Origin of the sequence: Kitasatospora sp. NPDC059462 (genome assembly GCF_042749955.1) — a bacterium.
Classification (GTDB): domain Bacteria; phylum Actinomycetota; class Actinomycetes; order Streptomycetales; family Streptomycetaceae; genus Kitasatospora.
The window spans coordinates 30,432-43,432 of the sequence record NZ_JBHYUU010000031.1 but is presented as its reverse complement, the minus strand read 5'-3'; the positions used below and the strand labels follow the sequence as shown (position 1 = coordinate 43,432).

Annotated in this window: 15 protein-coding genes; all 15 read left to right on the top strand. The window is 73.7% G+C overall.

Translation table 11 applies throughout. From position 1 onward, the window contains the following. The first annotated feature begins 110 nt into the window (after positions 1-110). The gene (locus ACFXAM_RS11665) at positions 111-689 is read left to right on the top strand and encodes a hypothetical protein (RefSeq protein WP_030306744.1); all 579 of its coding nucleotides are present in this window, start codon (positions 111-113) and stop codon (positions 687-689) included. 418 nt (positions 690-1,107) lie between these two features. Then, on the top strand, positions 1,108-1,536 hold the full coding sequence (gene rpsP, locus ACFXAM_RS11660) for a 30S ribosomal protein S16 (protein ID WP_344337896.1): 429 nt from the start codon (positions 1,108-1,110) through the stop codon (positions 1,534-1,536). 2 nt (positions 1,537-1,538) lie between these two features. Continuing rightward, entirely contained in the window at positions 1,539-1,778 is a 240-nt protein-coding gene (locus ACFXAM_RS11655; protein ID WP_030056773.1) for an RNA-binding protein, read from the top strand. A 166-nt stretch (positions 1,779-1,944) separates the two neighbouring features. After that, positions 1,945-2,535, top strand: a complete 591-nt coding sequence (rimM, locus tag ACFXAM_RS11650; protein WP_380289924.1) for a ribosome maturation factor RimM — start codon at positions 1,945-1,947, stop codon at positions 2,533-2,535. A 143-nt stretch (positions 2,536-2,678) separates the two neighbouring features. After that, positions 2,679-3,497: a tRNA (guanosine(37)-N1)-methyltransferase TrmD gene (gene trmD, locus ACFXAM_RS11645; RefSeq protein ID WP_380289948.1), complete on the top strand. Its 819-nt coding sequence runs from the start codon at positions 2,679-2,681 to the stop codon at positions 3,495-3,497. Positions 3,498-3,651: 154 nt separating this feature from the next. Beyond that, positions 3,652-4,002 carry a 50S ribosomal protein L19 gene (gene rplS, locus ACFXAM_RS11640; protein ID WP_030306736.1) on the top strand — a complete coding sequence of 117 codons (351 nt, stop codon included), beginning with the start codon at positions 3,652-3,654 and terminating at the stop codon, positions 4,000-4,002. Positions 4,003-4,079: 77 nt separating this feature from the next. Beyond that, positions 4,080-4,943 carry a signal peptidase I gene (gene lepB, locus ACFXAM_RS11635; RefSeq protein ID WP_380289922.1) on the top strand — a complete coding sequence of 288 codons (864 nt, stop codon included), beginning with the start codon at positions 4,080-4,082 and terminating at the stop codon, positions 4,941-4,943. Between the two features lie 166 nt (positions 4,944-5,109). Further along, the gene (gene lepB, locus ACFXAM_RS11630) at positions 5,110-5,958 is read left to right on the top strand and encodes a signal peptidase I (RefSeq protein ID WP_380289920.1); all 849 of its coding nucleotides are present in this window, start codon (positions 5,110-5,112) and stop codon (positions 5,956-5,958) included. 247 nt (positions 5,959-6,205) lie between these two features. Continuing rightward, positions 6,206-7,210 carry a signal peptidase I gene (lepB, locus tag ACFXAM_RS11625; RefSeq protein WP_380289918.1) on the top strand — a complete coding sequence of 335 codons (1,005 nt, stop codon included), beginning with the start codon at positions 6,206-6,208 and terminating at the stop codon, positions 7,208-7,210. Positions 7,211-7,358: 148 nt separating this feature from the next. Beyond that, on the top strand, positions 7,359-8,108 hold the full coding sequence (lepB, locus tag ACFXAM_RS11620) for a signal peptidase I (protein ID WP_380289916.1): 750 nt from the start codon (positions 7,359-7,361) through the stop codon (positions 8,106-8,108). 118 nt (positions 8,109-8,226) lie between these two features. Continuing rightward, positions 8,227-8,700, top strand: a complete 474-nt coding sequence (locus ACFXAM_RS11615; protein WP_380289914.1) for an NUDIX hydrolase — start codon at positions 8,227-8,229, stop codon at positions 8,698-8,700. Positions 8,701-8,755: 55 nt separating this feature from the next. Next, positions 8,756-9,082: a DUF2469 domain-containing protein gene (locus ACFXAM_RS11610; protein ID WP_030056781.1), complete on the top strand. Its 327-nt coding sequence runs from the start codon at positions 8,756-8,758 to the stop codon at positions 9,080-9,082. A gap of 168 nt (positions 9,083-9,250) precedes the next feature. Continuing rightward, positions 9,251-9,802, top strand: coding sequence for a YraN family protein (locus ACFXAM_RS11605; RefSeq protein ID WP_380289912.1), 552 nt, complete (start codon positions 9,251-9,253; stop codon positions 9,800-9,802). A 1-nt stretch (position 9,803) separates the two neighbouring features. Continuing rightward, on the top strand, positions 9,804-11,585 hold the full coding sequence (locus ACFXAM_RS11600) for a YifB family Mg chelatase-like AAA ATPase (RefSeq protein ID WP_380289910.1): 1,782 nt from the start codon (positions 9,804-9,806) through the stop codon (positions 11,583-11,585). Continuing rightward, a complete protein-coding gene (dprA, locus tag ACFXAM_RS11595; protein WP_380289908.1) occupies positions 11,582-12,772 on the top strand; it encodes a DNA-processing protein DprA in 1,191 nt (396 codons plus the stop codon). Before ACFXAM_RS11600 ends, dprA begins: the two co-directional genes overlap by 4 nt. Positions 12,773-13,001: the final 229 nt, after the last annotated feature.

Sequence of the window (13,001 nt, the reverse complement as noted above, 5' to 3'; positions counted from 1 at the left end):
ATCCGGAACGCGCATTTCGCGCGTGGTCACACATTCCTGAGAGTTTCCTGGGAATTCCCGGGGATCTCGAACACGCGGAACATCGGCTGCTACTCCATCGTTGGTCTAGCGTGAGCACGACACAGCCCCTCGTTCTCGCGGCCGAACTGGCCGCCGCCTGGAGTGACATCCAGGCCTACCACCAGGACCTCCCCGACCTCGCCTCGCCCGAGGCGCTGATCGGCGAGTCCTCCTCGGCCTGTGGTACCCGGCTCGGTTTCGAGCGGCTCCTCCACGAGGCTGCCCATGGTCTGGCCGCGGCCCGGGACATCCGGGACACCTCGCGGGCCGGCCGCTACCACAACCGGCGCTTCCTGCTCCTGGCCTCCGAGCTGGGCCTGGCGCACCCGGTCGAGCCGCACGCCAGTAGCGGCTTCTCCCAGGTGACCATGCTCAAGGAGACCCGCGAGCGGTACGCCGAGACCATCGAGCGCCTGGACCGCGCCCTCGGCGCGCACCAGGAGGCGGTGGCCGGTGAAGGGGCCTCGCGCGCCTTCCGCGGTCCGGCCGCCCGGCACGGCTCCTCCGGGGGCGGCGTCCGGGTCAAGGCGGTCTGCGGGTGCGGGCGCAACGTCCGGGTCGTTCCGTCGGTGCTCGCCCAGGCGTCCATCGTCTGCGGTGCGTGCCAGCAGCCGTTCAAGATCGCGTAGCTCGGCTCGCGACCCGTCGCACGACTCGGGGAGCCTCACGGCTCGGGGAACCGAGGGGAACCGGCGGGCGGCTGTGCGGGCAGTGGCCCGGCCGGAGCGATCGGTCAACGGTCGACGCACGCCGATCCAGGCGGCATCGATCCAGGCACCACTGATCCACTGATCCACTGATCCACCGATGATTCGCCAGTGAGGTGCACCGCGCAGGTGCGCATGTTGGGCTGACCGGGAGCGGGGGCTCCCGGTCGACCTGTTTTCGGGGGTGGGCGCCCGTGTGGCAGAATGGACCGCTGAGTACTCGGCAGCCGGGCAGGACCCCTCTCTCCTTCGGCTGGCGTGTCCCTTGAACGGCCCACCGCGCAACCCCACGCGAGGGCGGGGCCGCTCACCCACGTCAACTCCAGGAGATTCCACTCCCGTGGCAGTCAAGATCAAGCTGAAGCGTCTCGGCAAGATTCGCTCCCCGCACTACCGCATCATCGTCGCCGACGCCCGCACCAAGCGTGACGGTCGCGCGATCGAGGAGATCGGCATCTACCAGCCGACCTACAACCCCTCGAAGATCGAGGTCGACGGCGACCGCGCCCAGTACTGGCTGTCCGTCGGCGCCCAGCCGACCGAGCCGGTGCTCGCCATCCTCAAGCTGACCGGCGACTGGCAGAAGTTCAAGGGCCTGCCGGCTCCGGAGCCGCTGAAGGTCGCCGAGCCGAAGGTCGAGGACTTCTCGCACCTGTTCGCCAAGGCCGTCGCCGGCTTCGAGGACGCCACCACCGGTGTCGCCATCACCCCGAAGGCCAAGAAGTCGGACAAGGCCGAGGCCGAGGCCGACGCCGCTGCCGAGGCCTGAGCGTGATCGAGGACGCCCTCGACCACCTGGTGAAGGGCATCGTCGAGCACCCCGACGAGGTGCAGGTGCGCTCGCGCAACCTGCGCCGGGGCAACACCATCGAGGTGCGGGTGCACCCCGATGACCTTGGCAAGGTGATCGGCCGGGGTGGCCGCACGGCGCGCGCCCTGCGCACCGTGGTCGGCGCCCTCGGCGGTCGCAACGTCCGGGTCGACCTCGTCGACGTGGACAACATTCGCTGACCGGGCTGCTCGTTCAGCCGTCAGGGTTTTCGAGGCCGGCCGGGACGCATGTCGTCCCGGCCGGCCTTCGCCGTTCTCGCCGGCGCCCTCGCATCCCGCAGCAGTTCCGCAGCGTTTCCGCAGCACTCCAGAGCACCCGCAGCACTCATCCAGGAGAACGATCACCGTGCAGCTCGTCGTCGGCAAGATCGGCCGCGCCCACGGCATCAGGGGGGACGTCAGCGTCGAGGTCCGCACCGACGAGCCGGAGCTCCGGCTCGGACCCGGCGCCGTCCTGCTGACCGACCCGGCCTCGGCCGGTCCGCTGACCGTCGAGTCCGGCAAGGTGCACAGCGGGCGGCTGCTGCTGCGGTTCGCCGGCGTCAAGGACCGCAACGGCGCCGAGGCGCTGCGCGGCACGATCCTGATCGCCGAGGTCGACCCGGAGGAGAACCCGGAGGACCCGGAGGAGTACTACGACCACCAGCTGATCGGGCTGGACGTGGTGCTGCTCGACGGCACCCCGGTGGGCGAGCTCACCGAGGTGGTCCACCTGCCCTACCAGGACCTGCTGACCGTGAAGAAGGCGGACGGCACGGAGGTGCTGGTGCCCTTCGTCGCCAAGATCGTGCCGACCATCGACCTGGAGAACCAGCGCGCCGTCATCGACCCGCCGGGCGGGCTGATCGACCCGGAGCGCGCCGAGGTCGCGGGCGCCGCGGAGGCGGAGGCGGCGGAGGCGGCGGGCGGGGCCGAGGGCTCGGAGGAGTCGCGGTGAGCTCCGGGGAGGGCGTGGAGACGCCGGCCGCGCCGCAGGCCCCGGAGGCTGCCGGGGCTCCTGAGGCCTCGGAGGTCTTGGAGGTCTCAGAGGTTTCCGAGGTCACTGAGGCGCCGGAGGCCCGGGAGGCCGAGCGGCACGGGATGCGGATCGACGTCGTGTCGATCTTCCCCGAGTACCTGGAGCCGCTGAACATCTCGCTGGTCGGCAAGGCCCGCGCCCGCGGCCAGCTCGACGTGCACGTCCACGACCTGCGCGACTGGACGTACGACGTGCACCGGACCGTCGACGACAGCCCGTACGGCGGCGGCCCGGGCATGGTGATGAAGCCCGAGCCCTGGGGCGAGGCGCTCGACGCGGTGCTCGCCCGCGGTCCGGAGGGGGAGCTGCCGACCCTGGTGGTGCCCACCCCCAGCGGCCGGCCGTTCACCCAGGAGCTCGCGCAGGAGCTGGCCGGCCGGTCGTGGCTGGCGTTCACCCCGGCCCGGTACGAGGGCATCGACCGGCGGGTGATCGAGGAGGCGGCCACCCGGATGCCGGTGGTCGAGGTGTCGATCGGTGACTACGTGCTGGCCGGCGGCGAGGTCGCGGTGCTGGTCATGGTCGAGGCGATCGCCCGGCTGCTGCCCGGGGTGCTCGGCAACGCCGAGTCCCACCGGGACGACTCCTTCGCGCCCGGTGCGATGGCCGACCTGCTGGAGGGCCCGGTCTACACCAAGCCCGCCGAGTGGCGCGGTCGTACGGTGCCGGACGTCCTGCTGAGCGGGAACCACGGCAGGATCGCCCGCTGGCGCCGCGAGCAGGCCTTCGCCCGCACCCTGGCCAACCGGCCGGACCTGGTGGCCCGCTGGCGGCACGCGGACTTCGACAAGAAGGACCGCGCGGCGCTCGGCGTGCTCGGCCTCGCCTGGGACGAGGAGCTCGGCCGATTTCGGTCCGCGGCCGGTGGTGTGGAAGAATAGGCCGCTGCTGTCTGTCGCTGGGCTCCTCCCGTAGGGGTCACGTGGTTCGGCGCCCCCGCCACGGGGGGATCGCCGGTAGCCGGTGCGGCCCGCAGCAGACCCCATTTCTGACGACTTCCGTGGGCGGCCCGTGGCGCCTGCGATGGAGAGCAACATGAGCAACAAGCTCGCTGCTGTCGACGCGGCTTCGCTGCGTAGCGACATCCCGGCCTTCCGCGCCGGTGACACCCTGAAGGTGCACGTCCGGGTCATCGAGGGCAACCGCTCCCGTGTCCAGGTCTTCCAGGGCGTCGTCATCCGCCGTCACGGCGCCGGCATCGGTGAGACCTTCACCGTTCGCAAGGTCAGCTTCAACGTCGGTGTCGAGCGCACCTTCCCGGTGCACACCCCGGTCGTCGAGAAGATCGAGGTCGTGACCCGCGGTGCGGTCCGCCGCGCCAAGCTGTACTACCTGCGTGACCTCCGCGGCAAGGCCGCGAAGATCAAGGAGAAGCGCGACCGCTGATCCACCGGCCCCCGGCACTGCCGGGGGATCGGATCGCTCTGGGGGGCCGGGCTGCCGCACGGTAAGCTCAGCCCCCGATGAGCACGCACGAACCACCCGCGGACCGCGACGGCCGTCCCGCACCCACCGGTGCGGACTCGCCGACGCGGTCCGCGGTCGTTTCCGCGGAGGATTCCGCGTGCCCGCCGCCGGACGGCGCCGACGAGGCCGCCGACGGCAGCGCCGCCGACTCCGCGGGTGACCCCGCCGAGGACCTCGCGGGCGGGCGCTCGCGCTCGCGGGACCTGCTGCTGCTCGTCGGGATCTGCCTGCTCGCGCTGCTGCTGGTGAACGCCTTCGTGGCACGCCCGTTCTCGGTGCCCTCGGGGTCGATGGAGAACACCCTGCGCCCGGGCGACCGGCTGGTCGTCAACCAGCTGTCCTACGCCTTCGGCGGTCATCCGCAGCGCGGCGACGTGGTGGTGTTCGACGGTACGGGCTCCTTCCTGCGCAAGCCGCTGGAGCGCGACGGCCTCTGGACCTCGCTGCGTTCCTTCGGCCGCGACGTCGGGCTGGTCCCGGCAGGTGACTCGGTCTACGTGAAGCGGGTGATCGGCGTCGGCGGCGACCGGGTCACCAGCACCGGACCGGGCCGCCCGCTCACCGTCAACGGCGTGCCGGTCGACGAGTCCGGCTACCTCTTCCCCGGGGACGAGCCGTCCGCCGTGGCCTTCGACGTGGTGGTACCGGCCGGCAAGCTCTTCGTGATGGGCGACCACCGCAGCGCCTCCCGGGACTCCCGTGACCACCTCGGCGATCCCGGTGGCGGGTTCGTCCCCGAGTCCAAGGTGATCGGCCGGGCCGCCTGGGTCGTCTACCCGGTCGGGCACTGGGCCACCGTGGAGCGGCCGGCGGCCTTCGCCGGGACAGGGGGGACCGGTGGCCATGGGGACCAGAGGTAGGGGGCGGCTCGCCGACGGGCCGACCTCCGAGGGGCCGACCGCCGGCCCGGCACCCGTATCCGGTCCCGATTCCGATCCCACTCCCGATCCCCCGGCCGGGGCGGGGGAGGCACCGGATCCCGCCTCCGGTCCCGCCGGCCCCGGTCCGGACTCCGCTCCCGGCCCCGTGGTGCGCGGGCGCGCCGAGCGTCGGCGCAGCGCCCGCCGGGCCGCCCGCCGCCGCAGGCGCTCGCGGCTGCGCGAGATACCGCTGGTCGTCGTGGTGGCGCTGGTCGTGGCGCTGGTGATGAAGACCTTCCTGGTGCAGGTCTTCGTGATCCCCTCCGGCTCGATGGAGCAGACCATCCAGGTCGGCGACCGGGTGCTGGTGGACAAGCTCACCCCCTGGTTCGGTGCCGAGCCGGAGCGCGGCGAGGTGGTGGTGTTCAAGGATCCGGGCGGCTGGCTGGAGAGCGCGCACGGGCCCTCGACGGACGGGCCGGTCCTGCGCGCGGCCAAGCAGGTGCTGACCTTCGTCGGGCTGCTGCCCTCCGACAGCGAGCAGGACCTCATCAAGCGGGTGATCGGGGTCGGCGGCGACACCGTCGAGTGCTGCGACGAGCAGGGCAGGGTCAGCCTCAACGGCAAGCCCTTGGACGAGCCCTACCTGGCGTCGGGCAATCCGCCGTCCCGGCAGCCGTTCAAGGTGAAGGTGCCGCAGGGGCGGCTCTGGGTGATGGGCGACCACCGGGACGTGTCCGCCGACTCCCGTTTCCACATGGGAAATCCGGGGCAGGGCACCATCCCGGTGAGCGGTGTGCTCGGACGGGCGTTCATGATCGCCTGGCCGCCGGGGCGGGTTCATCAACTTGAGGTGCCGGTTTCACTCTCCTCGGTGGCGCGTGCCCCGGCGGGCGGGGGAGCCGCGCCGGATTCGACGGACGGCGGGCCGGTTCCTGAGGAACCTCCGCTCGTTATGGGTGTGTTGGGCATCCTTCCGCTCATCGGGCGCCGGGTGGGACAGGCCCGGTCGTAGGCCCGGGCAGGCCGGTCGCCGGGCGGACCGCGCGTGTGGGACCGGGAGCCGGATGCCCGGGAGTGATAGAGAAGTGCTGGATGCGGCCGGCTCGGGTCGAGAGGTCGTGTCCGAAGGCTGTGCCGGTGTCAGGCGGACCCGTCCGGGGCCGGACCTGGCGGGCCCGGCCGGTGGTGGAGCGTGGTGCCCGCTGTGCGGCACTGTGAGCGCGGACGCACGGGCGTCCGCACAGCAGGGAGGAGACGTTGTGGGGGATTTGGTGATCGGCGCCCGCTCAGGCGCCGGCGAGCCCGAGGGCTCCGGCGGCCGGGCGGCCCGGTCCACGGAGGCGGCGGCGTCCTCGGCCCCGGCCGAGGAGGCGGCGGCCCAGTCCGCGGACGGGCACGGCGACGGCACGGGTGACACCCCGCAGCCCCTCCCGGGAGACTCAGGGCCCACGGACGGTGCCGAGGAGCAGCCGCCGCGCAACGAGCGCAAGCCGCGTTCGTTCTGGAAGGAACTGCCGATCCTCATCGGCATCGCCCTCGTCCTGGCGTTGGTGATCAAGACCTTCTTCGTCCAGGCGTTCTCCATTCCGTCGGAATCGATGCAGAACACGCTGCAGGTCGGTGACCGGGTCCTGGTGGACAAGCTCACCCCGTGGTTCGGCTCCGAGCCCGAGCGCGGCGAGGTCGTGGTGTTCCACGACCCGGGCGGCTGGCTGGGCGACGAGCCGACCAAGCAGAGCAGCAACTCCTTCGTCCGGGGCGTCCAGGAGGTGCTGAGCTTCGTCGGCCTGATGCCCTCCGACAACGAGAAGGACCTCATCAAGCGGGTCATCGCGGTCGGCGGGGACACCGTCGAGTGCGAGGGCGAGGGCCCGGTGAAGGTCAACGGGATCGCGCTCGACGAGCCGTACGTCTACGCCGGCAACACCCCGTGCGGGACGAAGCCGTTCGGTCCGGTGAAGGTCCCCGACGGCCGGATCTGGGTGATGGGCGACCACCGCGCGGACTCGCTCGACTCGCGCTTCCACATGGACCAGCCGGGCGGTGGCACCGTTCCGGTGGACGACGTGATCGGGCGGGCCTTCGTGGTGGCCTGGCCGGTCAACCACTGGTCGACGCTGTCGGTGCCGGACACCTTCGACCAGAAGGGTCTGGCGGCGGCCGTGCCCGCGGTGCCGGCCGCGGCCGGTGCCGTGGGCGCCGTCGCCCTGCTCCCGCTGGTCCGCCGACTGCGGAACCGGCCGGACCGCGACGGGCGGTCCTGACACCGGCCGGGGGCTCCCGGGTCTTGCGCGGGCCGTGGTACCGACGAGTAATCTGCTCGGACGTGCCACGGCCCGCCGGGTTCTCCGCCCGTGGCGCCGGTGCGCCGCCGTGCGCGTTTCCGGGTCGGTCAGGGGTTGGACGGTGTCGATGAGCAGTGTCGTGGAACGACCGGCCGGCGGTCCTCCGGTCGCCCCCCGCCGCCGGCGCGGCCCCGGGGCCGTGGCTCAGGGGGTGCTGCTCGGTCTCGGGCTGGTCCTGCTGATCGGCGGCTTCGCGGTGATCGCCGCGATGTACCGGCCGTACAGCATCCCGACCGCCTCGATGGCCCCCACCCTCATGGCCGGGGACACCGTCCTGGCCCGGAAGACCAACGGCGCGGACGTCCGGCGGGGTGACGTGGTGGTCTTCCGCGACCAGCTCTGGGGCGGCCGGCTCATGGTCAAGCGCGTGGTCGCGGTCGGCGGCGACACCGTCGCGGTCGGCACCGGTGACGCGCGGCTGACCGTCAACGGCAAGCCGGTGGACGAGCCCTACCTCGCGGATCAGGGCGCCCAGGGCGCCGCCTTCAGCGTCGAGGTGCCGCAGGGCCGGCTGTTCCTGCTCGGCGACAACCGGCTCGGCTCGCTCGACTCCCGCGTCCACCTGGAGACCGACGGCGGGACCGTCCCGGCCACCGAGGTGGAGGCCCGGGTCGAGGCCACCGTGGTTCCGCTCGGCCGGACGGCCCTGCTGGCCGGCACCTCGGCGTTCGAGGCGGTCGACGGGCAGCGGCCGGCGGGCCCGGGACCGCTGGAGCCCGCGTTCTGGGCGAGCGTTGTAGGCGCGGCGACGATCCTCGTGACCTCGGCGGTGGGCGCAGTGGCGGGCCTGGCGCGCCGTCGCCGCCGCACGGCCTGACCCCGCCCGGCGCGGTCCGGGCCGGGACCGCTCTGCCGAACCTCGCCCCGGACGACCGCGCCGGGTGGCAGGATCGGGGGAGCGACCGGGGCGGACGAAGGGAGCGTGGAGGCTCGTCATGGCGGCACAGCGGCGCAGGGCTTCACGGATCCTGTTGCTCGACGGCCAGGACCGGCTGCTGCTCTTCCACGGCTCGGACCCGGCGGTCCCCGGCGTGACCTGGTGGTTCACCCCCGGCGGGGGCTTGGAGCCGGGCGAGGACACCCGGGACGCCGCCGAGCGCGAGCTGCGGGAGGAGACCGGCTTGCGCGGCGTGGAGCTGGGACCGGTGGTGGCGTACGGCAAGGCTTCGTTCTCCTATCGGGGGCTGCGCTACCAGCAGGAACAGTGGTTCCACCTGGCCCGCACGGCCGAGACCGTGCTGGACCACTCGGGCATGGGCGAGGACGAACACGCCCAGCTGCTCGCGGCGCGCTGGTGGACGGTCGGGGAATTGCGGGCCACCGCCGAGACGGTCTATCCGGCCGGGCTGGTGGACTTTCTGGAGCGGCTGTTGACCGAGGGGCCGCCGGCCGCTCCGGTGAGGCTCTGAGGGTGAGTGCTGTGGTCCACAATGGGTGGACGTGACAAGTTGAGGGGACGCCTGGATGAGTGCCGAAGATCTCGAGAAGTACGAGACCGAGATGGAGCTCAAGCTCTACCGGGAGTACCGGGACGTCGTCGGCCTGTTCAAGTACGTGATCGAGACCGAGCGACGGTTCTACCTCACCAATGACTACGAGCTGCAGGTGCACTCGGTGCAGGGCGAGGTGTTCTTCGAGGTGTCGATGGCGGATGCGTGGGTCTGGGACATGTACCGGCCGGCCCGGTTCGTCCGCAAGGTCCGGGTGCTGACCTTCAAGGACGTGAACATCGAGGAACTCGCGAAGAGCGACCTGGAGCTGCCCTCGGACGAGTCCGGCTTCGGGAACTGACGGTGGACCGCCCGGCCCCCGGATGTCCAGGGGAATTCCGGGTATTCCGGGATAATCACTCCCGAGGGTGACAGGAGTTATCCACAGGTCCGAGTTGTCCACAGGTAAAAAGAACTCTCTGGTCCGTACCCGGACCGCACGGCAACCTCCCCGGCGGAGGTGGTCACCGTGCAGGAGATCGAGCGCGCCACGCGCAAGCAGACCGCGAAGGCCCGGCAGGCCGGGCAGCCGCGCCGGAGGACGACGCGGGCCCCGGAGGGCGGCCCGCCCCCGCCGGCCGCGCCGGGAACGGAGCGGGCGACCAACACCGGCCTGGGCCGCTACGGCGAGCAGGTCGCGGCCCGCCGCCTCGCCGAGGACGGGCTGCGCATCCTCGACCGCAACTGGCGCTGCGTCGAGGGCGAGCTGGACATCGTCGCGCTCGACGGCGACACGGTCGCGGTCTGCGAGGTCAAGACCCGCTCCGAGCGGAGCTTCCAGCAGCCCAGCGAGGCCATCGGCCCGAGCAAGGCGGACCGGCTGCGCCGACTGGCCGAACGCTGGATGGCCGAGCGCTGGCCCGGTCACTTCGCCCGGCTGGCCGGCGCCGAGTACCGGCCCGCCGGCACCGACCCGCCGTGGGCGCCGGTACCGCCCGGCGGCGTCCGGATCGACCTGGTCGCCGTCATCAACCGGACCCGTGGCGCCGCCTCCGTCGACCACCTGCGGGGGGTGGTCTGAGATGGCCTTCGCCCGGACGTGCTCCGTGGCCCTGGTCGGCGTGGACGGGGTGATCGTCGAGGTCCAGGCCGACCTGGAGCCCGGGGTGGCGGCGTTCACCCTGGTCGGCCTGCCCGACAAGGCGCTCTCCGAGGCCCGTGACCGGGTACGCGCGGCGGTCGTCAACAGCGGCGAGGCCTGGCCGCAGCGGAAGCTGACCGTCGGGCTGAGCCCGGCCTCGGTGCCCAAGAGCGGCAGCGGCTTCGACCTCGCGGTGGCCTGCGCCGTGCTGGCCGCCGCCGAACGGCTCGACCCGGGCGCGATCGCCGACCTGCTGCTCATCGGCGAGCTCGGGCTGGACGGGCGGGTGCGCCCGGTGCGCGGGGTGCTGCCGTCGGTGCTGGCCGCCGCCGACGCCGGCTACCGGCGCGTCGTGGTCGCCGAACAGACCGCCGCCGAGGCCGAGCTGGTCCCCGGGGTGACCGTCGTCGGGGTGCGCAGCCTGCGTCAGCTGGTGGCCGTCCTGACCGGCGCCCCCGAACCGGAGGAGCCCGCCGACCGCACCGTCGGGCACCCCGACCCGCTGATGGCGGGCCTGATGCTCCCCAGCGCGGGGGTGCGCGGCCTGCCCGACGAGGCGGCCGCCCGGATGGACCTCGCCGACGTGGCCGGCCAGTACGAGGCCCGCCGGGCGCTGGAGATCGCCGCCGCCGGCGGTCACCACCTCTACCTCAAGGGGCCGCCCGGCGCGGGCAAGACCATGCTGGCGGAGCGGCTGCCGGCGCTGCTCCCGCCGCTCACCCAGAAGGAGGCCCTGGAGGTCACCGCGGTCCACTCGGTGGCGGGGCTGCTCCCGGCCGGGCGGCCGCTGGTCGACCGCGCGCCCTACTGCGCCCCGCACCACTCGACCACCATGCCGGCGATCGTCGGCGGCGGCAGCGGGCTGCCGAGACCGGGTGCGGTCTCGCTGGCCCACCGGGGCGTCCTGTTCCTCGACGAGGCGCCGGAGTTCCCCGTCCGGGTGCTGGACGCGCTGCGCCAACCGCTCGAATCGGGCGAGGTGGTGATCGCCCGGTCGGCCGGATCGATGCGGCTGCCGGCCAGGTTCCTGCTCTGCCTGGCCGCCAACCCCTGCCCGTGCGGGCGCCACTCCCGGCGGGGCGAGGGCTGCGAGTGCACGCCCGCGATGGTCAGCCGGTACCAGGGGCGGCTGTCCGGACCGCTGCTCGACCGGGTCGACCTCCAGGTCCAGGTGGCCCCGGTGACCAGGGCCGAGCTGATGCAGCGCGACACCTCGGCGGAGACCACCGAGGTCGTCGCGGCCCGGGTGCTGGCGGCCCGCGAGCGCGCGGCGGCCCGGCTGGCCGGCACGCCGTGGCGGACCAACGCCGAGGTCCCCGGCCACGAGCTGCGCACCCGCTGGCAGCTGGCGCCGGGGGCGCTGAACGACGCCGCGCGCCAGCTGGAGCGGGGCCTGCTGACCGCCCGCGGCCTGGACCGGGTGCTGCGGGTCGCCTGGACGGTCGCCGACCTGGCCGGCCGGGACCGCCCGGAACAGCGCGACCTCCGGACCGCCCTCGTGCTGCGCACCGGGGTCGAACAGGGCCTCCCGCTGACGGAGCGCTTCCTCGGCCGGCCGGATCCGGCCCGGGACCGGACGGGCGGCCGAACCGGAGACACCCCTGGTGCGGACACCCACGACGGAACCGGCGACAAGGCCGAGCGCCGACCCTCCCGCCCCCGTGCCCGCTCCGCGCGCCGCACCGCCGATCCGCGACCCGAGCCCGAGGAGGCCGGCCCGTGAACCCCACCACGAACGATCCCGGTCACGGCCCGTCCGCCGAACCGGCGCCCCGGCCGCGGCCCGCACCCGAGCCCGAGCGCCTCGCCCGCGCGGCGCTCAGCCGGCTCGGCGAACCCGGGGACGCGGCGCTCGGCCGCTGGCTCGCCCATGCCGACGCCCTCGACGTCGTCCGGGCCATCCAGGACGGCGCAGCACCCGGCCGGCCAGGTTCGGACGGCTCCCGGCTGGCGGCCTACCGGGCCAGGCTGCCCGGCCTCGACCCGGTCGCCGACCTGGAACGGGTGCGGGCGGCCGGCGGACGCTTCATCATTCCGGGCGACAGCGAGTGGCCGAGCCAGTTGGACGACCTCGGCGAGAGCAGACCCACCGGCCTCTGGGTGGTCGGCACCGGCTCGCTCCGCCTGCTCGCGCTGCGGTCGGTGGCGATGGTGGGCGCCCGGGCCTGCACGGCGTACGGCGCGCACGTCGCCGGGGACTTCGCCGCCCAGCTCGCCGAACGCGGCTGGGTGGTCGTCTCCGGCGGGGCCTACGGCATCGACGCGGCCGCCCACCGGGGCGCCCTGGCGGTCGGCGGGCCGACCGTCGGCGTCCTCGCCTGCGGAGTGGACGTGGCCTACCCGAGGGGCAACACCGGGCTGATCCGCCGGATGGCCGAGCAGGGGCTGTTGCTGAGCGAACTCCCGCCGGGGGAGCACCCGACCAGGTTCCGGTTCGTGCTGCGCAACCGGGTGATCGCGGCGCTGACCCGCGGCACCGTGGTGGTCGAGGCGGCGCTGCGCAGCGGGGCGCTCAGCACCGCCAGGCGCGCCCGGGACCTCAACCGGCACACCATGGGCGTGCCGGGCCCGGTGACCTCGGAGCTGTCCGCCGGGGTGCACGCCCTGATTCGCAGCGGCGCCGCCACCGTGGTCACCGACGCCGCCGAGGTGGTCGAGCTGATCGGCGCGATCGGCGACGACCTCGCGCCGCAGCGCGGCGGACCGGTCCTGCCGAGGGACCTCCTGGAGCCGGCGGCGGCCCGGGTCCTGGAAGCGGTGCCCGCCGACCCGGACGGCGCGCCGGTGGAGCGGCTGGCCCGGCAGTCCGGGCTCCCGCCGGACGAGGTGCTCCAGCGGCTCTACGAGCTGGGCTCGCTCGGCCACGTCGAGCGGCACGGCGCGCACTGGCGCCTGGTGCGGAGGAGGTGACGGCGGGTCCGGGCGGGCGCAGCGCGGGCACGGCCGGACGGACCACTGCGGGACGACCACACGGACGAGTGCGAGAAGGGAGGGGGATTGACGGACCGGCCCGGTGCGGCGGGGCCCGGCCTCCGGTTCGTCGATCCCCGGTACCCCGGGGCGGTGACACGAACGCCACCGGATCGGGGGACGACCGAGTGGCGGTAGCACTGCGCAGCGAGTCGGTCACGCTACGCTC